The organism is Flavobacterium tistrianum, from assembly GCF_003254545.1.
GTDB classification, from domain to species: Bacteria; Bacteroidota; Bacteroidia; order Flavobacteriales; family Flavobacteriaceae; genus Flavobacterium; species Flavobacterium tistrianum.
The window spans coordinates 276760-302291 of record NZ_QJRH01000068.1 but is presented as its reverse complement, the minus strand read 5'-3'; the positions used below and the strand labels follow the sequence as shown (position 1 = coordinate 302291).

Here is a 25532-nt window from a genome sequence, read left to right as displayed (position 1 = left end):
AAAAGAAATGAGAAAAAGTATTCTTCTATTAGCCCTATTTCTAAGTTCGCTTAGTATTGTACAAGCCCAAAAATTAGACATAATTCCAAAACCTGTATCAGTTCAGCAAATTGCAGGACAATTTGTTTTTCCTTCGCCATTAAAAATTGTTGTAGACAAAAAACTGAAAAATAGTGTCGATTATATTACTTCAGATTTTTCAAAAAATAGCGGAATTACCCCAATTGTTTCGATTGGAAAAAAACACGGAAAAAATAACATTTCATTTCTAGTAGATAAGAAATTGGATCTTCCAAACGAAGGATATCAATTGGAGATAAATGAAAAAGGAATTTTCGTAAAAGGAAAAACAGATAAAGGCGTTTTAAACGGATTCCAAACTTTACTGCAAATTTGCTCTGCGAAAGAAGTTAAAAAAGGAATTCTTCCGTTTGTGAAAATAGAAGATTATCCTCGTTTTGATTGGCGTGGCATGATGCTGGATTGTTCAAGACAATTTTTTGACAAACAGACTGTAAAAAACTATATCGATTGGCTCGCGGCACATAAAATGAATGTTTTTCATTGGCATTTAACTGACGATAATGGCTGGAGAATCGAAATCAAATCTATGCCAGATTTGACTTTAAAAGGCGCTTGGAGAGGTCCAGGTGAAGTTTTATTGCCATCTTATGGTTCTGGAGACAAACGTTACGGAGGTTTTTATACGCAAGAAGACATTAAAGAAGTAGTGGCTTATGCAGCAGATCGTGGTATTTCTGTAATGCCAGAAATCGAAATTCCGGGACATTCGCGCGCCGTAACGGCTTCGTATCCAGAAGTGGGTTGTGTTATAACGCAAGAGCTTAAAAGTGTTCAGGGAGAAGTAAAAAATGTTTGGTGCGTTGGGCGAGAAGAAAATTATGATCTTTTGGATTCTATTATAAGAGAAGTTTCAGGATTATTTCCTTTTGAATATATTCATGTGGCAGGAGACGAAGTGAATCGTGCCAATTGGGAACATTGTCCAAAATGTCAAGCTTTAATGGCAAAAGAAGGATTTACAGATAGTTTTCAGCTTCAGAACTATTTCTTTAAAAGAGTTCAAAAAATTGTAGACAAATACCATAAAAAAACGGATGGTTGGAATGAGATTCTGAAAGGCGGAGAAATTGATCCAAATACATTAATTTCTGCGTGGCAGGGAATTAGTTACGGAATCGAATCGGCAAAAAAAGGATATAAAACCATCATGATGCCAGGGCAATTTACGTATTATGATATGGCGCAATCTGAAACAGAACGCGGTCACCGTTGGGCAGCAATCACCGATACCAAAAGAGCCTATTCGTTTGAACCAATTCCTGATACTGATTTAACTCCCGAAGAGCAGAAAAATATAATTGGAGTTCAGGGTGCTTTGTGGAGCGAGTATTTGGATCGTCCTGCAAGAATTATGGAATACCAAAGTTATCCAAGAATCAGCGCGTTGTCTGAAATTGGCTGGTCTAAAAAAGAAGATAAAAATTGGGATGATTTTTATGGAAGATTAACCAATAGCCATTTGAAAAGATTGGCAGATATGGGAATTGCTTTCAGAGATTTTCCGCCAACAGCGATTTATAAAAACGGAACTATTACGGTAACGCCGCCTTATGAAGGTGCCTTTGTACGTTTTGACAAAGATGGAAATGAGCCAACAAGACAATCGCCTTTGTATACAGGACCAATTCAGACAAAAGATTATGAGAGTTATTTGTTCAGAGTATTTTTTAATGAATATTCGGCAAGTCCTGCAGTCAAAGCTGAAAAAATGCCTGTTGCCAATTGGAATACATCAAAAGCTGAAGTTTTGACTATTTCTGAGAATATCTCAGAACATGTGGATAAAAAAGGCATTTGGTATTTGACTTTTAACCCAACAGATGATGGTGCGAACGGAACAATCAAAAATGTGTCGCTTTTTGAAAATGATAAAGTAGTGCAGACTTATGCAGATGAAAAAGCTTTAAAATCAAAACCTCGTTTGAGATTTCTGATTGATAATTACAATGAAAAAAATACGTACAGATTAGATTTTACGGTTGAGAATAAAGAAGAGAAAAAGTCTGCTGCAAACGTAAAATTCAATTGTTCGCCCTATCAGGAACCAGAAGTAAAAGTGACTTCGTCGATGGCAGAAAATCCAAAGTTTCCAATTTCGAATCTGCAAGATTATAACGAAGAATCGTATTTGCGTACCGATGTTGCCTGCAAAAACGGCGATTGGATTTTATATACTTTTACGAACCCTGTAACTTCTTCTAAAATAGATGTTTTAAGTGGAATTCCGCATCACCCAAGATTTATAATAAATAACGGCTATGTTGAGTTTTCATACAATGGAACTGATTTTATAAAAGGCGATAATTTTGATTACGGAAATGCATCCATTTATCCGAAACAGCCTGTAAAAGCAGTAAGAATACAAATTACAGGAACCAATAATGAGCCTTTGATGGCAGGACAGGACTTAAAAATTAATCCATAGTGTTATGAAAAATATTGGTATTAAAATTATAATGGTTTCCTTGATTTTTCTGGGAGCAAAAGGTTATTCACAGAAAAACGCAAAGCAATCTTTTGATGTAAAGCGAAATGAAGTTTATATCGATTCGATGATGACAAATGCTTTGGAGAAAAGCTTTTTCCCAGGAGCACAAATTATCGTGGGTACAGGAGATTTTAATCTGATTTCTAAAAATTATGGCTATCACGATTATACCAAAAAGCAATTAGTAAAATCAGAAGACGTTTTTGATTTGGCTTCAATGTCTAAAGTTTTGGGCGCAACACTTGTAACAATGCGTTTGGTCGGAAATGGAAAAATTAAATTGACAGATCAAGTTGGACAAATTGTTCCAATGTATAAAAACACAGCTATTTCAGATTTAACGCTTTTTGAACTCTTAACGCATACTTCTGGATTAACGCCAAGTATTACTTTTTATCAAGCATTGCTTTCTACGCCAGACAATTCGCCTTTTTTGAGCAATCAGAAATCTGAGCAATATGTTGAGCCTTTTGATAATATGTATGTGAACAAAAACATAGTTTACGATTCAAAATATTTGGTTTTTGAACCAAAGGAAAACTGGGTTCAGATTTATAAAAACATGTGGCTCAATCCAGAATTTTATCCGTCGGTTTATGAAAGGATTGCAAAGGCAAATACAAATCCGAGAGGGAAATATTTGTACAGCGATTTAAACTTGCTTTTGGTGAAACAAATGATTGAAACCAAAACAGGAAAAAAACTGGATCAGTTTACAAATGAAATTTATACCGAATTGGGCATTTCAAAAATTGGATATAATCCGCTAAAATGGACTTCTATAGATAATGTCATGCCAACTGAAGTAGATAATTTCTTTAGAAAAGATACTGTAAAAGGTTATGTACACGATGAAGCTGCGGCTATTTTTGGGGGTGTTTCTGGAAATGCAGGTTTGTTTGCAAACGCAGAATCGATTGCCGTAATCTGCAAAATGCTAATGAACAACGGAAATTATAAAGGAAAACAGATTCTAAAAGCAAAAGTTGTAAAAGAGTTTACAGATTCTCCTCTTGTAAAAGAAGGAATTTATCGCGGTTTAGGTTTTGATAAAAGAAAACCAGACGAGTTTTTTACAAAAGATGATTTTGGACATACTGGTTTTACAGGAACTTTTTTCTTTATGAATCGAAATACAAATCGATTTTTAATCATTCTAACAAATCGAGTTAATCCAACTAGAACAAACAGATTAATGTACAAAGACGATTTTAGTGCAAAGATCTGGAGACAGATTAATAGGTCTTAAAAGCTTTTTTCCGCCACGAATTCACGAATTATTAATTCAATACATTGTCTATAATATGCTACAAATTATTTAAATTAATTAGTGTAATTCTAGACATTATTTTTCACACAGATTATAAAAAAATAATTCGTGAATTCGTGGCAAAAAAAAAATACCACAATAATTTACGAATCGTTTATAATAGATTAGAGGAAAAAAGGTTTAGCGATGTGCAAAAAAATGCGAGCTAAATATTTGATTTATAAGTAATATCTTTCAGGTTTGTATTCGTTTTATTTAATTTTACACCAAATAGAATAGAAAACAAACCGGACCACTTATAATTATTGAACTGGTATACTTTGTTGGTACGGTAAGCCATTACTTTTGCCAAAAAAATAGTAAACCAAAATGAAAAAAATCTATTTTGCTGCCTTTGCAGTAATTTGTACCAATTTTTACGCACAGACAAAAAAAGATTCCATCAACCAAATGGATGAAGTCGTTATTAATGAAGGCCGTTTTAATACACCAATTTCTAAGCAAAACAGAAATGTATATGTTATTTCGAGCGAAACCATTAAAAAACTGCCAGGAAGAACATTGCAAGAAGTATTGCAATATGCTAATGGAGTTGATATCAGACAAAGAGGACCATTCGGAACTCAAGCTGACATTAGTGTTGACGGTGGAAGTTTTGAGCAGACTGTTGTTCTATTAAACGGAGCAAAAGTTATTGACTCGCAAACTGCCCATAATATGCTAAATCTGCCTCTTCCGGTTGAGGCAATTGAAAGAATTGAGGTAGTTCGCGGACCAGCAGCGAGAATTTACGGAATCAACAGTTTAACTGGAGCAATTAATATTATTACCAAAAAGCCAACCGATTCTGGATTTATGGTAAGCACTTATGCAGGTTCTAACTTCGAAAAAGATACCCAAGATACAGGTGATACTTTTTACGGAACAGGAGTTCAGGCTGGAGCAGTTTTAGGTAAAGAGAAACAGCAGCATTTACTTTTTGCTTCCCATGATAAAAGCAACGGTTACCACTACAATACAGCATTCGAAAACAATAAAATTTTCTATCAGGGAAATGTTCAGATCAATGATAAAAATGAAATTCAGGGTTCTGCAGGCTACATCAAAAACGGGTTTGGAGCAAACGGATTCTACGCTGCGCCAGGAGATAAAAACTCAACAGAAATTGTTCAGACTACTTTTGCCAATCTTCAATCCAATCATCAAATTACGGAGAGTTGGAAAATTATGCCGAGAATAACATATCGTTACAATTATGATGATTACCGTTATTTAGGAAACTCAAATTTGGCTGTTGGAAGAAGCCAGCATTACACCAATTCTATCGCAGGAGAATTGAACTCTACAGTAAAATTATCGAAAGGAGAAATTGGTTTTGGAGCTGAATTTAGAAATGAAAACATCCACTCTTCAAACATTGGAGATCACGATCGCGAAAATGTTGGACTTTATGCAGAATACAGAAGAAGCTTTACTGAAAAACTAGATGTAAATATCGGAACATATTTAAATTACAATTCTGATTATAAATGGCAGATTTATCCAGGAATCGATGCAAGTTATGCCATTACAGATGCCTTTAAGATTATTGGAAATGTTGGAACAAGCCAAAGAATTCCGTCTTTTACAGATTTATATTTGAAACAGACAGGAAATGTTGGAAACCCAGATTTAGATTCGGAAAACGCTTTTCAGAGTGAAATTGGTTTCAAATACAACAAAAGAGCTTTGAGTTTGAATGCGAATTATTTCTACAGAAAAATCGACAATTATATCGATTGGATGCGAAATCTAACAACACAGCCTTGGCAAAGTCAAAATACAGGAGATTTGAATACAAACGGAATTAATTTACGCGGAAATTACAGATTTGATTTCTCTAAAGATTCAAGATTAAGCATTCTTTTGGCCTACACCTATTTAGATTCTGAGTTCAAAAGTGCGCGTACAGAAACGTATTCAAAATATGCAATTTCTTCATTAAAACACCAAATTACCAATACGATAGATTATCAGTTTAAAAACTTATCTGTAATGTTTGCCACTCGTTTTAACGAAAGAATTACAGGCCCATCTTATTGGATAAATGACTTTAGAGTAAGTCAGGCGATTAATAAATTCACCATTTTCTTAGATGGACAGAATATTTTTAATGCCACTTATTACGAAGTAGGGGCAGTGCCATTGCCTTCACGCTGGTTTACTTTGGGGGTAAAACTAGTTACTTTTTAAAGAGAATTTTTTTCAGAACTTTAGATTGTTAGAAACAGCCTGTAAGCTTTATGTTTGCAGGCTGTTTTGTTTTTTAGTCAAGTGTAGAAACATTTAAGCTATCTGCCTTTTTGTATACTGAGGCTTCTTTTTGACTGCGAGGAGAATCTTCATCTTCACAGAGCGCTTCACAGCTATAATGAGCTCCTATTGAAATAATGATTACGAAAATTTTCAGAGATAAGTTTTTCATATGTCGGGATTATTGGTTTAAAATTTTTCCCAAAATAGAGGGATCGTTATTCTGTCGCTTACATAATTATTAGAGATTGTTTCATTATTCTCATTTTTAAATCTTAGATTATTTGTTTGATATTTAGTGTTTTATAAAAATAAATATGGGAATTATATAAATCTGTATAAAAATTGTATAAATAAACGATTTTAAAAGTTGGAACTTTGAAAATAGAGAATATTCTGAATGTCTAACCCAAAAGATTGTAATCATGAATATAAAAGGAAACATAATAGTAATAGAAGAAAATAAAGAGAATCGTCTCCTATTTCAGGAAATTATTTCAGATTTGAAACTTCGAAATAATTTGCTTTGTTTTAACACTTTTGCAGAAGCTATGTCGCATATGACGACTCAAAAAAATATACCTTTTTTGTTATTTTCGAATGTATTGCAATTCAATGAAGATGACCGTCAATCTAATTATAAAAAAACAATATTAAGGAAAATGAAATGTCCTTGTCTTTTCTATTCTATTTTGTTTACCAGTTCTTTTGTCATAGACACTTATGCAATACCAGCAAAGAGTTATTTTATTACGCCTTATAGTGATGAAAAATTTAAAGAAACCATACAAACTATAATAGAATATTGGTCATTAAAACATTCTGCTGAACAATACAAATCAAAATGGCGAAACAAAATCAAAACATTATAACCAGAATCATATAAAATTTCTCCAAAATGATATAACAAATGCTTTGCTTAATTTGTTGAATTTTACTGTTTTATGAAAACAAAGTAATAATCATACTTTCAATTTTTGATGGTATAAAAAGCAGCAGAAAATGGATACAAGAAATGAAAAAAACGATTTATTCCAAGAAGGTATTGATCGTACGCAAGAAGCAAATTGGGATCCTATTTTAGGATATCATATGTATTTTCCGAATGATGAGAATAAGGCAGAAGAATTAAATGAAGCAACGAGTCCAATTCAAAAACAAAATACAGGAGATTGGGGAGATGATGCTGATTATGAAGAACTCAGACATAAAGATAATTCTGAGATGAATATTCAAACCTTTGGAAATGAAGATACAAAAACGGATTAAAGAGTAAAAAGAGCGGAAAAATATCCGCTCTTTTTTATACAGGAAGATAAATGCAAATTGCCGTTCCTATTTCTGGTTTGCTCGATGCCTGAATAAAGCCATTATGATTAGAAACAATTTTGTGCACGAGAGTTAAACCTAGTCCGCTGCCATAATGATTTTCGTTACTGTGGAGTTTATAGAAAGGATTAAAAATTAGATTTTCAAAATCTTTTGCAAAACCCATTCCATTATCTCTAATCATGATTTTAGCATAATTTAGATTAGAATCTGCTTTTATGTGCTTGAGTTCTTCTGGAGATGGATTGGCAGCACTTATCTGAATTTGCGGGTTTGTTTCTTTCTTTGCATATTTGATGGAATTGGTTATTAATTGCGAAAAAAGCTGTTTCAACTGAGAAGGAATGCCATATAAAACAGGAAGCAGATCGAAAGTTATCTCTGCTTTGTGTTCTTGAATAATGCTTTTGAGTTCAGTAACGGTTTTTTTTACCACAACATTTAGATCCGTTTTTTTAAAAGACTTTTCGCTAAAATTCACTTTAGAATAGTCAATCAAATCTTCAATAAGCTGATTCAGGTTTACTGCCGAACTTAGCAGACGGTTAAGATTATGTCTGCCCGATTCTGATAGATTTTTTTCGTTGTCTAAAATCTTTTTTCCGAACATGTATATTTTACGGCCAGGTTCTAAAAGATTGTGGCTGGCAGCATCGGTAAAAGATTCCAATTGTCTGTTGTAACTTTGAAGTTCTTGGTTTTTATTTTTTATCAATTCGTTGCTAAACTCTAATTCGGTGACATCTTCAAGCGCAATCAAAATCATCCCTTCAGGAACTGAATCAGCTATAGGAGCAGCATTCAGAAGCATTGTTTTCTTTATGCCGTTGTCGAGATTAAACTGGATCTTGAAATTTTCAATCACTTTACCCAGAAGCACCTTGTTTAAAACCGATTCTTTAAATTCAGGTATGTTCCAATGGCATGATCCAATCTCAAAGAGCGACTGTCCTTCGGTCTCTTCTTGTAATGCTTTAAAATAATGATAGAAGGAAGGATTGACAGTTTTAATTATTGCATTCTTGTCAATTATAATTAGCGGACCACGAATTGTTTTTACAATAGATTCATAAAAATTACGCATTACAGCTAGTTCTTCGCGACGATTTTGCAGTTCATCATTTACATACGAAAGCTCTTTATTGTTAGACTGAAGCTCTTCTGCAGAGGCAGATAGTTTTTCGTTTATAAGCTGTAATTCTTCTGAATTTGTAAGTAATTCTTCGTTGGTGGTTTGCAACTCTTCAAAATAAATCTGCTGTTCTTCTGTAACTCTTTTAAAATCGCCTTGAAGCTGATGCAATTCTTTTTCGAGTTCGCTAGAATGGTTTTCGTCCAAAATCACTTTTTCAGAATGTGCGGCTGATTTTTTACAGAAAACAATCAGCAATAAATCATGATTTGACGGAAGAAAAATGACTTCAAAAGAAGTTAAAAAAGGCTGTTTTTTTACAGAAATATGGCCACTTGAACTATTTTTTTTCTCGTTTCGGGTTTTTAAAATGGCATTTCTTAGTTCAAAACTAATTTCTTCACGAACCATATTCAAAATATTGAAACTTGGTTTCCCCGATGCCGGCTGTAAAAACGGACTCGTGTCTCCATGAAAATACACAATTTCAAGCTGTTCGTTGATCATTACTGCGGCCGGAGAAAAGTTTTCAAGAAGAATATCAGAGGCAATTTTTTTATAATCAGTTTCATTAGTTTCAGGAACATCATTTTTCGATTTTTCGTTCAGTCCTAATCGAATGGTTTTGTTTCGTTTAATATCATTTTTTCTGATATAGATTTTTTCCTGTTTGTTTATGGGCGTAAATAAATCGGAAACACCATTGGCCGATTCGGATTTCCCTAAAAACAAAATGCCATTATCTCTAAGTGAATAATGAAAAGAAGCCAAAACCTGATTTTGCAATTGTGTGTCAAAATAAATTAGAACATTTCGGCAGGAAATAAAATCTATTTTTGAAAATGAAGTATCGCGTGTCAAATCATGGACAGCAAAAACGCACATATCTCGAATAATTTTAGTGATATGATACCCATTATTTCTTTTGATGAAATATTTTTCGAGTCTTTCGCTCTCAATATTTTTGACGTCCTGCTGGGTATAAACTCCCGAACGTGCTTTTGCAATGCAATGTTCTGATAAATCGGAAGCAAAAATTTGAATTGAAATATTGGATTTATTATGCTGTTCTAAATATTCGTGAAGGCATATTGCCATTGAGTAAGGCTCTTCGCCAGTCGAACATCCTGCAGACCAGATCCTTAAAGTGCCTGTATCAAAATTTTCTAAGAGTGCAGGAAAAATAGTTTTACACAAGTGATCAAAATAAGACTGATCCCTAAAAAAATAGGTTACAGGAATTAAGATGTCATTGAATAAATATTCTAGTTCTGCATTGTTATTTTTAAGAAAATTGAGATATTTTTGAGTAGTTTCCTGATGTGTAATGACCATCCTTTTGGCAATGCGTCTCCGGATTGTCTGATGTTTATAATGATAAAAATCGGTACGGGTTTTAAGGTATAATAGCGAGATAATTTCTTTAAGCAGTTTTTTTTCATCTGCTGTAACATTTTCTTCACTTTCTTCATACGCATGATTAGCAATATAGCTTTTTTGTATTTCTGCTAATTTTTCTGCCACTCGATCTGCTGCAGTAAAATGATCTATAAAATCTGAAGTATCATCATTTTTTGGGATCCCTTTTTTGTGTGAAACGGCAATTGAAGTTCCGCCCATTTCTTTCACTTTTTTCAATCCTGCAAAGCTATCCAGAGAAGTTCCCGAAATTACGAGTCCAATAGTGTAACTTTTGTAAACCGTCGCAAGTGCGTCAAAAAATAAATCTAGGCAATTTGTGGCAATGCTGCTTCTGGTTCGCAATTTAAGGATAAGAAGCCCATTTTCTAACTCAAGAAAGTTATTCTCAGGAATAATGTAAATGTGATTGGGATGAAGATCAATTGTATTTACAATTTCGATTACTGGTATTTTGGAATGTTCTGTAAGCTTTTCGGCAAGCTTTTCGGATTGAGCATAATGCAAATCTTCAATAATAATAAAGGCCATTCCTGAATCTGCTGGAAATTCTGAAATTATTTTTTTTAGAATTTCAAATTCAGTTGTCGCAGTACTAATTCCTACAACAGGAAATCCGGCTGTTTTTTGAATTTTATTTAAATGTACAATATCCATGGTCGTTTAGTTTTAGATCATAATCAAATAGTTATGAGTAATTAATTGCAATGCAAAAAACTGATGCTATCAGTAAAAAGCAACAACAAAACAGACGACAGAATAGTATAGATTTATAAACGAGATTACTTCACCTAAAACGATTAAAACAGCTGCTTTGAATTTTTGTTTTGTAAAAAACTTAAAGGCTAGTAAATAGAACAGCCTTAGTTTTTGGTTTTCAAGATGAAGTTTTAAAAAAATGATTTTTGTATGGTACGTTAAATGTAAGATTATGTGCAGGAGGTTTTTTACACAATTACCAATTCAAATTATATAATTCTCATTTGTGATTAAATAGAAAACACTTGTACAAAAAATGTACAAGTGTTCTCAAGTAAAAAAAAATGAAAAAGTGGGGTATTTTTTAGGTTAAATAATCTGAAGATGAGGTCTTACTTGCATACTAACAATATCGCAGCGTTTAGGTTGCGATAAACAAAACAAAACACTCATCGCAATATCTTCTGCTTCTAACATTTTCATTTCCTTTATTTTTTCTTTTTGAACTTCTTTTGGATCTTGTTGCATATCGCTCGTTACTGCACCTGGCTCAACGTGAGACACTTTTATTCCCAGCGGATTAATTTCTTTGCGTAATGCTGTGCTAAAACCTCTTATGGCAGTTTTGGTGGCAACATAAATAACGCCCGTCTTTTCCTTTGCTTCAGCACTCATAGAACCAATGTTTACAATATGACCCCATTTTTGCTCTGTCATTCTGTTGACAGCTTCTTTTGCAAAAGCAATGTATCCCAAAATATTAGTTTCTAGGACATACTTCCAATCCTCATAATCGCCTTCAATAATGCCGTGGGCAGGCAGAGCAGCGTTGTTGATTAAAATATCTATTCCGCCAAGAACTTTATCAATCCTTTCCCAAATTCTGGTAATATCTTCTTGGCGAGTAATATCTGCCGTTTCGCCAAAGATTTCACCTTTAGATGATTTGCACTTAATATCATCCATGGCATAATAAAAATCGGTTTCATCTCTTCCAAAGATAAAAACTCGTCCGCCGAGTGAAACCAGCAAATCTGCAATTGCTTTCCCAATTCCGGTTGTGCCGCCTGTTATTACAATTCGTTTTTGTGAGATATTGTCGGTAAAGTATTTTGATAAGATTTCCATACGATATGTTTTTTTATTTAATATGAAGATTGCTTAAATTGCTTTCCGCAGGACCATTTAATACTGTTCCGTCAGACGCAAATCTGGAGCCATGGCATGGACAGTCAAAAGATTTTTCGTCTGAATTCCATTGCACAATACAGCCCAAATGAGGGCAAACAGCAGAGAAGGCATGAAGCGTTTTGTCGTAATCTCGATAAACGGCCACTTTTCGTAATCCGAAAGAAAGAATACCACCTTCTCCAGGTTCTAAATCGGCTGTGTTATCAAGATCAGATCCGGTAATCCAGTCAAGATATTGAGAAGCCATATTTCCAGCTTCTTTCATATAATCTCCAATTGCTTTAAAGGTAATTCGCGACGGACTGTACAAATCTTGCCATTTATTCTCGATTCCCTGAATCATATCAGAAATAATCATGGCGCCAATAGTAGCGTGCGTCATTCCGTTTCCAGAATCTCCCGTAATGATAAAGACATTTTGATCGCCTGGATTTCTGCCTAGAAAACCTAAAGAATCAAAAGGCTCCATAACCTGTCCCGACCATTTGTAGCTGATTTCATCTAATAGCGGAAAATATTTTTTGCCCCAATTTTCTAATAGTTCGTAACGTGAAAATGCAGAAATTCCCTCTTCATCAGCCTGTCCTGTTTTATGATCTTCGCCTCCAATAATGAGCAAATCATATTCATCATCAAAATTTTGCAATCGAACATAATGATAAGGCTGTGCGACCCATTTAGATTCTGGATCACCAGTGTCCCACCATAAAGCATGCGGCAGACTGCCTTTCGGGATTTTTCCTCCAATAACATATGTTCGGTAAGCATGCTGTTTGGTATGCATTGTTAGGACATCGTTAATTGGCGTATTAGTTGCTACAACAATATATTTGGCACTAAATTCAAAACCATTTACGGTGGCGCTTTTTTCGGTTATATTTTCGGCATGAGCTTCAGTATAAATAGTGCCGCCAAGTTCGATTATGGCTTTAGAAAGTCCTTTCAGATAATGTAAAATATGAAATTGCGCCTGATTTTTAAATGCCAGACATCTTTGATTTTGAGAATTGGCTAGAGAAGGCGTGTGGTTTAAAAGAACAGTTTCTAATCTTGCGTTTTGAGTAGCTTCAAATTCTTTATCCAAATTTTTTTCCTTATCATTAGGATGAAGAAATAAATAGCCATTAACTCTTTCAAAATCGCAATCAATCTGTAATTCATTTACAATTTTCTCGATTTCGTCTATAGCAGCAGAATGGCTTTCGGCGGCGAGCCAAGCGTTCTCTTTGCCAAAAGTATTCTGAAGATAATAATATCTATCGTCTAAGGCACAAGTTAAATGCGCTGTAGTTCTTCCGGTTTCTCCGCTTCCTATAAAACCGTCTTCTGCCAAAACCACTTTTTTCCCTGCCTTTAAAAGTTTGTAAGCAGTTGTAAGTCCGGCAATACCACCTCCGATAATTAGAACTTCAGTTTTGATATCCTGAGTTGGTTTCTCAAAAGCAATTATATCAGTAGAATCAATCCAGAAAGAAACATTATCGCCAGAAGTAATGCTGCCTTCATTTATATTTTGATTTGAATTTTCCATTTTTTAATCCTTATTTAGATATGTAATCCATTCATTTCAAAACTACTAAGTAAAAATTAGAGAGTGCTTACAGCTTTGTTTATAAAATTTTATAGGATTTCCAGTGCGATTTTATGTAAAAATTATGTCAAATGCTGTAAACATAAATGTTTGAATATTAGTTTCTTGGTTAAAATTGTAAAACGTATAATTATGAAGGAAATAAAAGTTTTGATTCTTATCATTTTAATAGCAACGATAAGTTCATGTAAAAATAATAATGACGGTTATAGCGATGAAATAGAAACTAGCACAACACCGCTTGATACTGGCGCTACAAGAAAAGACACAACTAACATAAATAATAATTCGGGTAGTCCAGATGCTTCAAGACAGAGTACCGCAGGAACGGGAACGGGACCGAGCGCAAGTGCAGAAGACGGAGCAACTTACACGAGTGAGTCTGGTGTACAGAAAGATAGCGTGAGAATTAAAAAAGACAGCATCAAAAAGAGAAAGAAATAACCGCATTATATAAGAAGTTTTTAAAATTGTGTAAAAAGCACATTTGTAAAAACTGCTATTTTTATAAAAGTTAAATTAGGTACTATTCATTAAAAAATATAATTATGAAAACGCAAATAATAACTAAAGCAGCTTTCTTAATTCTGCTAGCAGGATTAGTATTTTCTTGCAAAAAGAATGAGAACACTAAAATAGAATCATACGAAAATGATACTATTCAGAATACGATAGATACAGTCGGACCAGAAGTAGATACGATTAATATGGACACTACTTCTACGGTTAAAACCGATTCTATCAAGCCATAATTGTTTTTATTCTATCTGTAAAACAAAAAGCTGAATCCAGGATTCGGCTTTTTTTGATGTTATGTCAGAAAAGACTTTAACTATATTTTTTAGTTAAAAAATCATTTTAAAGAATGTTTATAGTAAATGCGTTTTTATTTATATTTGAGAAAGAATTTAACAAATTCGAGTATATTTCATAAAATTAGACAGCATTTAAAAATTATTTTCACTCAATAAGATAATGGAGTTAATAAATAATTTAGATCTTTTTAGAACCGTTTTTAATGCTGCGCCAAATGGTATTGCAGTTTTAAAATCTTTGTATAATACTAAAAATAAGATCGATGATTTTTCAGTGTTGCTGCTTAATGATCACTTTATAAACTGGATCAGTAACGAAGACTACAAAGGGCAGAGATTCAGTAAAATTATTTCTAAAATAGGAGGAAACGCTATTCTCGAAAAGTGTATTGAAACTTCAGAAAAAGAAGTTACATCCAGCTTTGAGCAATGCTATGATGATGAAAGAGGAAAACACTGGTTGAAGTTTACTGTTGTCGCGCAGGATGGTCTATTGGTAGTGACAATGGAAGACATTACCAAAAAGAAACTTGCTGAAACGGAACTGAATAATGCATTACTCGATGCCGAAAAACAAAAAAGACTTTACAACTCTATAATAAACGGAACTCCTGATCTGGTGTATGTTTTTGATCTGGATTATAAGTTTACTTATGCAAACAAAGCCTTATTGAGCATGTGGGGCAAATCGGCAGAGGATGCTATAGGACGCGGGCTAATTGAAAATGGCTATGAAGATTGGCATGCCGAAATGCACGAAAAGGAAATCGATACTGTTGCAGCAGAAAAAAGAGCTGTGAGAGGAACTGTTTCTTTCCCGCACGCAGAACTGGGAAGAAGAATTTACGATTATATTTTAGTTCCAGCCTTTAACGAAAAAGGAGAGGTTGAGCTTGTAGTTGGAACAACAAGAGATATTACTGAAAGTAAACAGGCCGAAGAAAAACTGCAACAAAGCGAAAATCGTTTCCGTAAAATGATTCATCAGACGCCGGCTCCAACTTTGGTGTTAAAAGGAGACGATCTAATTATTGAGCAGATAAATAAACACATGCTGCAAATGATAGGCCGTGGCGAAGAAATTATTGGCATGCGATTAATTGATGTATTGCCAGAACTTGAAGGGCAATATGTATGGAAACAGGTTTTAAAGGTTTATAACGAAGGAATTCCTTTTGACCAAAGCGAGGTTCTCGTACCACACAATCGAACTGGAGAAGTAAAAAACTATTATTATAACTTAACATATCGACCATTAATTGAAGAGGATCAGATAACGGGAATGATACAGGTGGCGGTTGATGTTACCGAACAAGTTGAAGCCCGCCAGAAAATGGAAAAAAGCGAAAACCGTTTTCGAGCTTTAGTCAACGCATCGTCTGATTTGGTTTACCGTATGGATGCTGACTGGATGGTGATGCAAAGTCTTGAAGGAGGAGGAAGGCTTTCTGGTACTGGAGGGCATAGCATCAATTGGCTGGATAAATTTGTACATCCCAGCGATTTGGAACAAGCAGTTCATCTGATTTCTAAATCGATAGTAGAGAAAAGCATTTTTGAAATGGAGCACAGGATTATAAAAGAAGATGATTCTGTAAGATGGGTTTTCTCTAGAGTGGTTCCGATATTAGATGAAAAAGGAAAAATTGTAGAATGGTTTGGCGCCGCTAGTGATATCACTTCTCAAAAAGAACTTCAAAATGTTATTGCAGAAAGCGAAGAGAAATTTAGGCAGCTTGCAGATCTGGTGCCCCAAATTATCTGGACTGCACACCCTGACGGATTTATAGATTATTACAACAGCAGATGGTACGAATATACTGGTTTTAGCGAACATGAATTTGGCGATTCCAGCTGGGTTCCGGCGCTTCATACCGACGATGTTTACGATGTTTTAAGAACTTGGTATCAGAGCGTTAATGCGGGCTCGTCTTACCAGAAAGAATTTCGTTTAAAAAATGCGAGCACAGGAGAATATCGCTGGTTTCTGAGTAAAGCACTTCCTATCAGAGATAAGGAAGGCATCATTACCAATTGGTTTGGAACTTGTACTGATATTCATGAACAAAAATCGATTACCGAAAAACTGGAAATTTTGGTGGCAGACCGCACTAAAGAACTCCAACGTTCTAATGATGATTTACAGCAGTTTGCCCATGTTGCCTCGCATGATTTAAAAGAGCCTGTCAGAAAAATAAAGACATTTGTAAGCCGTCTAGAAGATCACCTTGAAAGTCAGCTAGACGAATCGGCAACGAGATATATCGAAAGAATCCATGTCGCGGCAGACCGCATGTTTACTATGATCGACGGTGTGCTCGCATATTCTAAAATAAACGCAGACTCGCAAAAAGCAACAATTGTTGATCTCAATGAAGTCATTAAAAATATAGAAACCGATTTGGAGATTTCGCTTCAGAGAACAGACGGAAACATATACTATCACGGACTTCCTGTTATTGAAGGAGCTTCTGTTTTGCTTTATCAGCTATTTTATAACTTGATAAACAATTCGATTAAATTTGCTAAAGAAAATGTTCCGCCGCAGATTACCATTAATGCAAAAGAACTTATTGAGAATGGAAAAAGAACAGCCGTAATTACGGTAGAAGACAACGGAATCGGATTTGACCTCGATCACACGGGACGCATTTTTGAAACTTTTACCCGCCTAAATTCTAAAGACCGTTATGAAGGAACTGGATTAGGATTATCGCTTTGTAAAAAAATTGCAGAGCGTCACGGAGGAAGCATCACCGCAACTGGAATTGCTGATAAAGGAGCTGTTTTTACAATTATGCTGCCATTTGAACAAACAGAAAAAGACATTTAATGATGAGTAATAAAATAATTTTATTAGCCGATGATGACCGAGACGACGCAGAAATGTTTTGCGAAGCACTGGCTGATATAGATGGAAGTATTATTTGTCATTGTGCAGAAAATGGAGATCAAGCGTTAAAAATGCTACACAATCAAGATGAGATTCCAAGAATTGTATTCTTGGATTTAAATATGCCCATTATGAATGGGTGGGAATGTTTGAAACAATTAAAATCGGAAGAACGTTACAAAGATATTCCAGTAATAATGATTTCTACTTCTTCACATAAAAATGATATGGAAGCTGCCGGCAATCTGGGAGCGTTCTGTTATTTTGTAAAGCCAAATAATTTTAACGATCTCAAACAGGTATTGGAATTAATTACTTCAAATCTCGAAAACGGATTAAAAGAACCTATTTCAAATCTGGAAAAGAATAAATACCTGCATCTTTTTCTTTAGAATTTAAAAATACTTTTCAATTCAGATTTTAAAAACGTATGAATTTCTTTTATAAATAAGATCTTCAAAAAGAATTTGCTTACGGTTTAATGTTTTGATTATTAGTGTTTTGATTCTTTGTAGGAAAGCGATTTTGTAATTAATTTGAAAATAATACAAATTAAACTTGACTAATTCGGTAGAATTAATATATATTTGTATCAGAAAAATTATAAATGATACTTATCCAGAAAGACTGAGGGAATAGGCCCATTGAAGTCTTAGCAACCTGTTGCCGAATAAGGTGCTAAATCCTTCCGCTAGATGCGGGCAGATAAGAAAGATTTCTCCATAAATCTGTTTAAGATCATCCAATAAAATCTTTATTAAAATGAAAGCAGAATCTATTTTATACGCAGGTTATGAACTCTTAAATTCCATTTTTGAAGAAAACAGTTTTGCTTTTTTTTGAAATGAGAGAATATTAGTTATTCCAGATTCCTAAAAAATAATAAATAAGTAGCTAGTGCCCTTTGGCATTGGCCTGAAATTCTTTTGTCTAATCTTAAATACTTAAAATAAAATGAAAAAAATAATACTAGGTTTTGCTCTTCTGTTAGGAGCTTTTCAAACTCAAGCGCAAGAAAATAATTTACAATTAAAAGGTACGATTGCAGATACCGTAGCGCAATATGTTTACTTGCAGAAGTTTCACAATAAAATGTTTACCACGATTGATTCTGCAAAAGTAAAAGACGGAAACTTTAGTTTTAAAACAAAAGTAAAAACGCCAGATTTATACGGATTAAGCGTCAACACAGAAAGTTCGCCATTGTATATTTTTCTCGAAAAAAATCCGATTACAGTAAAACTGAGTCCGAAGAAATATTATACCACTTCTGTGGTTGAGGGCTCAGCTTCTCAGGATTTATTTGAAACCTATAAAAAAAGCAAAGATGTTGAAATCAGTAAATTCATAACAGAAAATCCAAAATCTATTGTTTCTGCTTATGTATTGTACAGAAACTGGTCTTACAGATTAACGCCAGAGCAGATTACACAAAATATTGCTTTGCTGGATAAAAGTCTTCAGAACACCACTTACGTGAAAGAATTAAAAGAACTGGCTATTGTTTTAGACGGATTATCGGTAGGTAAAAAAGCCCCAGATTTTACAGCTAATGATCCGGAAGGAAAGCCAGTTCGTCTTTATGATAACTTAAAAGGCTATACTTTGATTGATTTTTGGGCCTCATGGTGTGGACCTTGCCGAAGAGAGAATCCGAATATTGTAGCGGCTTACAAAGAATTTCACGACAAAGGATTCAACATTGTGGCAATCTCTCTTGATAAAAAGAAAGAAAACTGGATTAAAGGAATTAAAGACGATAATTTAACCTGGACACATGTTTCTGATTTGCTTTTCTGGAACAGCGCTGTTGCAAAATTATATGGTGTAAGAGCCATTCCAGGAAACTATTTGGTGGATCCTAAAGGGGTAATCGTTGCGAAAAACCTGTATGGAGAAGAATTGCAATCTACATTGAAAAGACTTTTGGAGAATAAAATTTAAAAAAGAAAAGCACAACTTGTCATTTCGACGAAGGAGAAATCGCACTAGTGGATCTATACAGAAAGTCGTAAATCTTTGTCGAGTTACGTGTGTGATTCCTCCTTCGTCGGAATGACAAATATTGTGGTAAAGTTTACTTAAACAGTATAATTTAATTTAAAATGACAAGGATATGAATGCTATTGAGCCAACAACAAAACCAACAGAACCTGAGTGTTACTTTTCTAAATTTAGAGAAAATACAGTAGGAATTGATCATACTTTCGAATCGGTTTACGGAGAACAGAATCTAGTTTACGCGGACTGGGTTGCCAGCGGAAGATTATACACCCCGATTGAAGATATAATGCTCAATAAAATTGGTCCAATGATTGCCAATACGCATTCACTTTCAAGTCAGACAGGAAAAACCTCTACTTATGCTTATCAGCATGCGAGAGATATTATTAAAAAATCGGTTAACGCCAACGAATCGGATGTTTTGGTAGCTACCGGAAGCGGGATGACGGCAGCTTTGTCCAAATTGCAGCGTATTATGGCGCTTCGAACAAAATCTGAAGAAGATAGACCTGTGGTTTTTATAACGCACATGGAGCATCATTCCAATCAGGTTTCGTGGTATGAAACAAATGCCGAAGTAGTTATTCTGCCACCAGATGAAAATAATTTAGTTGATCCAAAAGTTCTTTCGTCAGCAATTAAAAAATATGCAGACCGAAGCTTAAAAATAGGTTCGTTTACAGCTTGTTCAAATGTTACAGGAATTATTACGCCTTATCACGAATTGGCCAAAATCATGCATCAAAACGGCGGACTCTGTTTTGTAGATTTTGCTGCTTCGGCGCCTTATGTTGAAATTGATATGCACCCAAATGATCCAGAAGAACAATTGGATGCGATTTTCTTTTCTCCGCATAAATTTTTAGGAGGTCCGGGAACTTGTGGTATTCTGGTTTTCAATGAAAAATTATACCAATCTGATTTTCCAGATAATCCAGGTGGAGGAAATGTAAAATGGACCAATCCGCTTGGAAAATATTGTTACAGCGATAGCATAGAAGTGAAAGAAGATGGCGGAACTCCTGGTTTTCTGCAAGTAATTAGAACGGCATTGGCTCTAGAATTGAAAGAGCAAATGGGAGTGGAGAACATCAAAAAAAGAGAAAAAGAACTGCTTGATCTTTGTTTTTCAAGACTTCAAAAAATACAAGGTTTATCCATTTTAGGGGATTTAAAATCAGAGCGAATTGGTTGTGTATCTTTTATTATTGAAGATATTCATTATAATCTGATCGTTAGATTGCTGAATGACCGTTTCGGAATTCAGGTTCGTGGCGGATGGTCATGTGCGAGCACTTATGCGCATTATCTGTTCAATATCAACGAAAAGAAATCGGCAGAAATTACAAATGAATTATTGCAGCGAAATCAGACCAATAAACCGGGTTGGGTACGTTTGTCACTGCATCCAATTACAACCAATGAAGAACTTTTTTATATCTGCGATGCGATTGAAAAAGTGGCTTCTAATTATAAAAAGTGGAAAAAAGATTATGTATATAATTCGGTTTCAAATGAATTTGAGAATCCCGAAACTAAAGATACCATCGCAAGAGAAGTAAATGAATGGTTTAAGTTAGATTAGTTAGTAGCAAACCTAACAGGTTTTCAAAACCTGTTAGGTTTATAAAAGAAGAATTATTTAAGCGATTCAATAATTTTTTCTCGATGCGCCAATCCCCAGTTGACCAAAGTTTCGGTAACGGGAAGAACTGATTTTCCATATTCGGTAATAGCATAAACGACAGTTGCGGGTTTGGTATCTTGTTCAGTTCTCGTAATGAGTAAATTGGTTTCAAGTTCTTTAAGTTCTTTGCTAAGCATTTTAGCCGAAATACCATCAATTTCACGCTGCATTTTTTTAAAATGAATAATCTGATGCGTTCTATTGGTTAAAAACCTTAGAATCATCAATTTCCATTTGCCTCCCAAAACATCAAGACTGTCACGCATTGCCATCAATTCTTCAGAACAATTGGCTTCGCGAAGGACTCCGTTATCGTTAATTTTTGCCATACTAGTTTCTCTTTGGTAACCGGTTACCTTGGGTTAACCCATAACAAAAATATAATTTTACGACGATACTTTTGTAAACTAAAATCATAAAAATGAAAGCAATTGTATTACAGGAAAACCGTGAATTTAGACTGGAAACAGTAGAAATTCCACAGCCAGAATCGCATCAGATTCAGGTAAAGATTATGGCTTCAGGATTTAATCCGATTGATTATCAAATGACCGAAAACGGCTCTGAAAGAAAGCTGATCCATTCGCCAATTTTAGGACGCGAATTTTCGGGAATCATAACAGCAATTGGAGCAGAGGTAACCCAATTTAAAATTGGCGATGCTGTTTTCTGCGGATCAGGAAGTATGGGATCTAATGGCACTTATGCAGAATATATTTGCGTTCCAGAAGGAATTGCAGTAAAGAAACCTCAAAATATTTCTTTTGAACAAGCAGCGGGAATTCCATCAGCTGGACTTACGGCTTTACAGTCTTTTAACCGAATGAATGCTTCCTTGACGGATTCAATATTGATTACGGGAGCTGCTGGCGGAGTGGGAAGCATTTTTATTAAACTGCTTATCGCTAAAGATTTTACCAATTTTGTGGTTACAGCTGGAAACGAAGAAAGTATTGCCTCTTTGATAAATCTTGGCGTAAGACCAGAACAGATTATCAATTATAAAAAAGAAGAAATTTACAAAGCCGCTCTTTCTTTAAATGAAAATCAAAAATTTGATATCGCAGTAGATTTTGTCGGAAATCAAGTTGCTGAAATTGCAGCAAAACTTTTGAAAATAAACGGAAAGTATATTGATGTCACGAATTTTTCTACTCCAGAATCCAGAAACATACTTTTTTCAAAAGGAGCCACAATTCATAACATTTCAAATTATGCGTATGGTATTGAAAAGCAGTATGATTATTATAAACACGGATTGAAAGAATTAAGCCATTTGATAGAAAACGAAATAATCAGTCCGCCAAATATCAATGTAATTGGAGGATTGAATAAAGAAACAGTTGATACAGCACTTGCAATCCTTAGAGAAAATAAAACGAATGGCAGAAAACTAATCATGCAGACCCATAAAGAATGAGAACAATACCCAGAAGAATTGTAACAGGTTTACGAAACGGAAAATCAATTATAGAACAAGATGAAATTGTAACGAATGTATCGGAGCATTTTCCAGGATTAATTATATCTGATATTTGGTCGACAGATTCGACTCCAGCAAAATTTGAAGAAAAAATTATAGAAAATACCGCTTTTCCAAATACGCCCAAAAACGGAAGTTATTTTCGTTATGTCCAGATTCCGCCCGACAAAGATTTGGGAGTGATAGCTTTAGAAGGAGAACCGCATCCGTTGATGCATCAGACCGATACTTTAGATTACATTATCATTATTTCGGGCGAAATTTACCTGATTGTTGACGAAGAAGAAACTTTACTGCAAGCTGGAGATATTGTCATTCAGCGAGGAACCAATCATGCGTGGAGCAATCGATCGGATTCGCCATGTATTCAATTGGCGGTTTTACTTGACGCAGCGAAAACAGAAAAATAATGCTTATACGCCGATAATTATATTTTGATTTCTTTCTAAAATTGCAATGATCCATCTGATTGTTGCAATTTTTTTTGGTTTAAAATAAGTGCTAAACCATTCAAAATTGTTCCAATTTATAAAATGAAACAAATTTGAGTATTTGTACTATAAAGTGTTGAATAATAATTGTTTAAATTTATTGTCAGAATAATTATTGCAAAAAACAATTTCAGATTTTACGCCGTGACTTTTTTTAAGAAAGATTTCAAGTTTTACCAAAAGGCTTGTTGAAGAATATTGATTACAGATTCCCAAAAATGAAAAATTAAATCAATATAATCGGATGTGTTATTGGCAATTTAGAGTTTTAAATTTAAAACATTTGACTCTTGTCTTATTGTGCTGCTGTAACTTTAATTTTGCGCAGCAGGATACCAGCAGTCTTGCATCTGCAAAAAAAATAAGACTCGATGAAGCAATTTTATTAGGCATTAAAAATAACCGGCAATTAAAACTGGCAAATGCTGATTTGGCTATTGCGAACGAAAATGTCAGTCAGGCAAAAATTGCAAAAGCGCCAAGAATAAGTTTAAATGGCGGATACAATTATATTGGTGATCCTAAACTTTATGAAGGATTTTATGCCAGAAATGTTACGGTAGATTACTACGATCATCAAGCTTTTGCTACTATTATTTCTTCACTTCCAATTTATGCCGGGAATGCCATTAATACTAGAATTAATCAGCAGGAATTAATTAGTGAGATGCAGGAATCTGCGGTAAAAATGACTGAAGCCGACGTCAAGAATGCCATTACAGAACAATATTTTACGCTTGAGAAATTATACCGCCAAATTGAGGTTACGAAACAGAATATTATCAATACCGATATCCGAATAAATCAGCTGAAATCGCGTGTGAAAAATGGGCAGAATCTGACAAGTGATCTTTTGCGAACCGAATTGCAGCAATCTAATTTTAAAGTTTCGGTTTTTAGAAGTACCAATACTATTCAGCTCATCAGCAATTATTTGGACATTTTAATCGGTTTTCCAACCAATACAATTCTGAAACCTGTAGTGACAGAAAGTATGATTCCGACAGAAAATATGAACCTGCAAGAAAGTTTGGAAGAGGCTTTTCAAAACAGAGAAGAAATAAAGCGGGCAGGAATACGAATCAAGTTATCGGAATCCTCGCTGAGTTTGACCAAAAGCGGATTTAAACCCAACTTAAATGCAAACCTTATTCTGAATACAGAATATCCAGCACAATGGCCCAATTATGTAAACATTCTCAATTATTGGGCGGCAGGACTTTCTTTAAACTGGGATATTTCGAGTTTTTATAATTTGAAACATCGCATAAGCGGTGATAAATTGGAAATTGATAAAAGCAATATCGCTCTACAAGTGACCAAAGATCAGATTACTACAGAAGTAAAAAATGCATTTGTTAGATATGCAGAAAGCAAAGAAAATATCAAAACCTACAAAAAAGATGTCGAGCTATCAATGAGCAACTATAAAATTGTAAAAAGCCGATATGATAATGATTTTGCTTTAATCAGCGAAATTGTAGATGCAGAATTACAGTTAAACAATTCTCGAATTTCACTTGTAAACGCCAATTTAGATTTAATCATTCAATATTACTCACTTCAATATGCAATGGGCAAACTTTAAAATTTCTTGTTATGAGCGAAGCAGAAACACAAAATGGAGCAGTTCAGAAAAATGAAAAAAAGAGAAACACAATTCTCACGGTATTGTCTTTTGTTTTTTTAATTGCAGGAGGATTGTGGATTTTAAGTTTATTCTTTGATTTCAGCTCGTATGAAACTACAAATAATGCCCAAGTTGAAGCTTATATCAATAATGTTGTGGCAAGAGCGACTGGCCATATAAAAGAAATACGATTTGAGTCCAATCAGCAGGTAAAAAAAGGAGATACGTTGGTGGTTTTAGATGACGAAGAATATATCATTAAAGTCAAACAAGCAGAAGCAGATTTGGCTATAGCCGAAGGAAATCTGCATTCGCTGCAGCAAAATATAACCACTTCGGTTTCTAATCAGGCTTCGGGAAAAGAAAAGCTGGCGGGTGATTTGGCGAGTTTAGAAAAAGCGCAAAAAGATTATCAGCGTTTCAAAAATATGTATGCCGATTCGGCTGTAACACGAAATCAGTACGATCAAGTTATTTCTAAACTAAAATCGGAAGAAGCTTATGTGAAGGCTGGCAGAAAAGGTCTCGAAGCCAGCAGTTCGATTACCAAACAAAGTTCAATTAACCTAGAAGCGGCAACAGCCACAGTTGCGAGAAAAAAAGCAGATCTGGATGCGGCAAAATTGCAGTTGTCTTATACGGCTATTATGGCTCCAGCAGACGGTTTTGTTGGCGAACGAAATTTGTCTATTGGAGAATTGATCAATGCCAATCAAACCATTGCAACAATTGTGCTGACTGAAAAATTATGGATTTCGGCGAATTTTAAAGAAACTCAAATCGAGAAAATAAAACAAGGACAAGAAGTGACTATTACTATTGATGCCTTGGACGGAAAAGAATTTAAAGGGAAAGTAGTCGGTTTTTCTCCAGCTACGGGAGCTAAATTTTCAATGGTAGAACCCGATAATTCAACCGGAAATTTTGTAAAAATCACACAACGAATACCAGTTAAAATTGAATTTGAAACTCCAGCGAAAGAGCTTCAGGAAGTAAGACCCGGAATGAATGTAACAGTTGATGTAAAAAAATAA

Annotated in this window: 19 protein-coding genes and 1 riboswitch; of the genes, 15 read left to right on the top strand and 4 right to left on the bottom strand. The window is 34.5% G+C overall.

From position 1 onward, the window contains the following. Window positions 1–7: 7 nt before the first annotated feature. From DMB71_RS11865 to DMB71_RS11845, 5 genes are all read left to right on the top strand, one after another. Complete coding sequence (locus tag DMB71_RS11865) at window positions 8–2509, top strand: beta-N-acetylhexosaminidase (protein ID WP_111366322.1); 2502 nt, start codon at window positions 8–10, stop codon at window positions 2507–2509. Between the two features lie 4 nt (window positions 2510–2513). Further along, window positions 2514–3821, top strand: a complete 1308-nt coding sequence (locus tag DMB71_RS11860; protein WP_111366321.1) for a serine hydrolase domain-containing protein — start codon at window positions 2514–2516, stop codon at window positions 3819–3821. A gap of 390 nt (window positions 3822–4211) precedes the next feature. Beyond that, window positions 4212–6074, top strand: coding sequence for a TonB-dependent receptor plug domain-containing protein (locus tag DMB71_RS11855; protein ID WP_111366319.1), 1863 nt, complete (start codon window positions 4212–4214; stop codon window positions 6072–6074). 485 nt (window positions 6075–6559) lie between these two features. After that, the gene (locus DMB71_RS11850; protein ID WP_111366317.1) at window positions 6560–7006 is read left to right on the top strand and encodes a hypothetical protein; all 447 of its coding nucleotides are present in this window, start codon (window positions 6560–6562) and stop codon (window positions 7004–7006) included. Window positions 7007–7136: 130 nt separating this feature from the next. Then, window positions 7137–7403 (top strand): hypothetical protein, encoded by a 267-nt coding sequence (locus DMB71_RS11845; protein ID WP_111366315.1) that lies wholly within the window; start codon window positions 7137–7139, stop codon window positions 7401–7403. Between the two features lie 34 nt (window positions 7404–7437). On the opposite strand, the gene DMB71_RS11840 is transcribed toward DMB71_RS11845, so the two are convergent. The 3 genes from DMB71_RS11840 to DMB71_RS11830 all read right to left on the bottom strand — a co-directional run bounded on the left by DMB71_RS11840 (window position 7438) and on the right by DMB71_RS11830 (window position 13435). Beyond that, window positions 7438–10671: a CheR family methyltransferase gene (locus tag DMB71_RS11840; protein WP_111366314.1), complete on the bottom strand. Its 3234-nt coding sequence runs from the start codon at window positions 10669–10671 to the stop codon at window positions 7438–7440. Between the two features lie 411 nt (window positions 10672–11082). Further along, complete coding sequence (locus DMB71_RS11835) at window positions 11083–11841, bottom strand: SDR family oxidoreductase (RefSeq protein WP_111366312.1); 759 nt, start codon at window positions 11839–11841, stop codon at window positions 11083–11085. 13 nt (window positions 11842–11854) lie between these two features. Continuing rightward, on the bottom strand, window positions 11855–13435 hold the full coding sequence (locus tag DMB71_RS11830; RefSeq protein WP_111366310.1) for an FAD-dependent oxidoreductase: 1581 nt from the start codon (window positions 13433–13435) through the stop codon (window positions 11855–11857). Window positions 13436–13627: 192 nt separating this feature from the next. Here DMB71_RS11830 and DMB71_RS11825 point away from each other — a divergent pair, with 192 nt between their 5' ends. The 6 genes from DMB71_RS11825 (at window position 13628) to DMB71_RS11800 (ending at window position 20792) form a co-directional block, all read left to right on the top strand. Next, window positions 13628–13939, top strand: coding sequence for a hypothetical protein (locus DMB71_RS11825; RefSeq protein ID WP_162614819.1), 312 nt, complete (start codon window positions 13628–13630; stop codon window positions 13937–13939). 104 nt (window positions 13940–14043) lie between these two features. Continuing rightward, window positions 14044–14247 carry a hypothetical protein gene (locus DMB71_RS11820; protein WP_111366307.1) on the top strand — a complete coding sequence of 68 codons (204 nt, stop codon included), beginning with the start codon at window positions 14044–14046 and terminating at the stop codon, window positions 14245–14247. 223 nt (window positions 14248–14470) lie between these two features. Beyond that, window positions 14471–17143, top strand: coding sequence for a PAS domain-containing sensor histidine kinase (locus DMB71_RS11815; RefSeq protein ID WP_111366305.1), 2673 nt, complete (start codon window positions 14471–14473; stop codon window positions 17141–17143). Beyond that, on the top strand, window positions 17143–17595 hold the full coding sequence (locus tag DMB71_RS11810; RefSeq protein WP_239452961.1) for a response regulator: 453 nt from the start codon (window positions 17143–17145) through the stop codon (window positions 17593–17595). The genes DMB71_RS11815 and DMB71_RS11810 overlap by 1 nt, the downstream gene beginning before the upstream one ends. A 219-nt stretch (window positions 17596–17814) precedes the next feature. Then, a riboswitch (SAM riboswitch) is annotated at window positions 17815–17915 on the top strand. Window positions 17916–18157: 242 nt separating this feature from the next. Continuing rightward, window positions 18158–19147 (top strand): TlpA disulfide reductase family protein, encoded by a 990-nt coding sequence (locus tag DMB71_RS11805; RefSeq protein ID WP_111366304.1) that lies wholly within the window; start codon window positions 18158–18160, stop codon window positions 19145–19147. A gap of 172 nt (window positions 19148–19319) precedes the next feature. Continuing rightward, window positions 19320–20792, top strand: a complete 1473-nt coding sequence (locus DMB71_RS11800; RefSeq protein ID WP_111366302.1) for an aminotransferase class V-fold PLP-dependent enzyme — start codon at window positions 19320–19322, stop codon at window positions 20790–20792. Between the two features lie 53 nt (window positions 20793–20845). Here DMB71_RS11800 and DMB71_RS11795 read toward each other — a convergent pair whose 3' ends face one another. Continuing rightward, window positions 20846–21223: a winged helix-turn-helix transcriptional regulator gene (locus DMB71_RS11795; RefSeq protein ID WP_111366301.1), complete on the bottom strand. Its 378-nt coding sequence runs from the start codon at window positions 21221–21223 to the stop codon at window positions 20846–20848. Window positions 21224–21315: 92 nt separating this feature from the next. On the opposite strand from DMB71_RS11795, the gene DMB71_RS11790 reads away from it, so the two are divergent. The 4 genes from DMB71_RS11790 (at window position 21316) to DMB71_RS11775 (ending at window position 25532) form a co-directional block, all read left to right on the top strand. Next, window positions 21316–22314 carry an NADP-dependent oxidoreductase gene (locus tag DMB71_RS11790; protein ID WP_111366299.1) on the top strand — a complete coding sequence of 333 codons (999 nt, stop codon included), beginning with the start codon at window positions 21316–21318 and terminating at the stop codon, window positions 22312–22314. Then, window positions 22311–22787 (top strand): cupin domain-containing protein, encoded by a 477-nt coding sequence (locus DMB71_RS11785; protein ID WP_111366297.1) that lies wholly within the window; start codon window positions 22311–22313, stop codon window positions 22785–22787. The genes DMB71_RS11790 and DMB71_RS11785 overlap by 4 nt, the downstream gene beginning before the upstream one ends. Before the next feature lie 364 nt (window positions 22788–23151). Beyond that, window positions 23152–24456 (top strand): TolC family protein, encoded by a 1305-nt coding sequence (locus DMB71_RS11780; RefSeq protein ID WP_162614818.1) that lies wholly within the window; start codon window positions 23152–23154, stop codon window positions 24454–24456. An 11-nt stretch (window positions 24457–24467) separates the two neighbouring features. After that, window positions 24468–25532 (top strand): HlyD family secretion protein, encoded by a 1065-nt coding sequence (locus DMB71_RS11775; protein WP_111366294.1) that lies wholly within the window; start codon window positions 24468–24470, stop codon window positions 25530–25532.

What these genes read in the sequence shown, in the direction of transcription:
- DMB71_RS11865 (WP_111366322.1), top strand. Translation starts at nt 8, where the DNA reads ATGAGAAAAAGTATTCTTCTATTAGCCCTATTTCTAAGTTCGCTTAGT.
- DMB71_RS11860 (WP_111366321.1), top strand. Translation starts at nt 2,514, where the DNA reads ATGAAAAATATTGGTATTAAAATTATAATGGTTTCCTTGATTTTTCTG.
- DMB71_RS11855 (WP_111366319.1), top strand. Translation starts at nt 4,212, where the DNA reads ATGAAAAAAATCTATTTTGCTGCCTTTGCAGTAATTTGTACCAATTTT.
- DMB71_RS11850 (WP_111366317.1), top strand. Translation starts at nt 6,560, where the DNA reads ATGAATATAAAAGGAAACATAATAGTAATAGAAGAAAATAAAGAGAAT.
- DMB71_RS11845 (WP_111366315.1), top strand. Translation starts at nt 7,137, where the DNA reads ATGGATACAAGAAATGAAAAAAACGATTTATTCCAAGAAGGTATTGAT.
- DMB71_RS11840 (WP_111366314.1), bottom strand. Translation starts at nt 10,671, where the DNA reads ATGGATATTGTACATTTAAATAAAATTCAAAAAACAGCCGGATTTCCT.
- DMB71_RS11835 (WP_111366312.1), bottom strand. Translation starts at nt 11,841, where the DNA reads ATGGAAATCTTATCAAAATACTTTACCGACAATATCTCACAAAAACGA.
- DMB71_RS11830 (WP_111366310.1), bottom strand. Translation starts at nt 13,435, where the DNA reads ATGGAAAATTCAAATCAAAATATAAATGAAGGCAGCATTACTTCTGGC.
- DMB71_RS11825 (WP_162614819.1), top strand. Translation starts at nt 13,628, where the DNA reads ATGAAGGAAATAAAAGTTTTGATTCTTATCATTTTAATAGCAACGATA.
- DMB71_RS11820 (WP_111366307.1), top strand. Translation starts at nt 14,044, where the DNA reads ATGAAAACGCAAATAATAACTAAAGCAGCTTTCTTAATTCTGCTAGCA.
- DMB71_RS11815 (WP_111366305.1), top strand. Translation starts at nt 14,471, where the DNA reads ATGGAGTTAATAAATAATTTAGATCTTTTTAGAACCGTTTTTAATGCT.
- DMB71_RS11810 (WP_239452961.1), top strand. Translation starts at nt 17,143, where the DNA reads ATGATGAGTAATAAAATAATTTTATTAGCCGATGATGACCGAGACGAC.
- DMB71_RS11805 (WP_111366304.1), top strand. Translation starts at nt 18,158, where the DNA reads ATGAAAAAAATAATACTAGGTTTTGCTCTTCTGTTAGGAGCTTTTCAA.
- DMB71_RS11800 (WP_111366302.1), top strand. Translation starts at nt 19,320, where the DNA reads ATGAATGCTATTGAGCCAACAACAAAACCAACAGAACCTGAGTGTTAC.
- DMB71_RS11795 (WP_111366301.1), bottom strand. Translation starts at nt 21,223, where the DNA reads ATGGCAAAAATTAACGATAACGGAGTCCTTCGCGAAGCCAATTGTTCT.
- DMB71_RS11790 (WP_111366299.1), top strand. Translation starts at nt 21,316, where the DNA reads ATGAAAGCAATTGTATTACAGGAAAACCGTGAATTTAGACTGGAAACA.
- DMB71_RS11785 (WP_111366297.1), top strand. Translation starts at nt 22,311, where the DNA reads ATGAGAACAATACCCAGAAGAATTGTAACAGGTTTACGAAACGGAAAA.
- DMB71_RS11775 (WP_111366294.1), top strand. Translation starts at nt 24,468, where the DNA reads ATGAGCGAAGCAGAAACACAAAATGGAGCAGTTCAGAAAAATGAAAAA.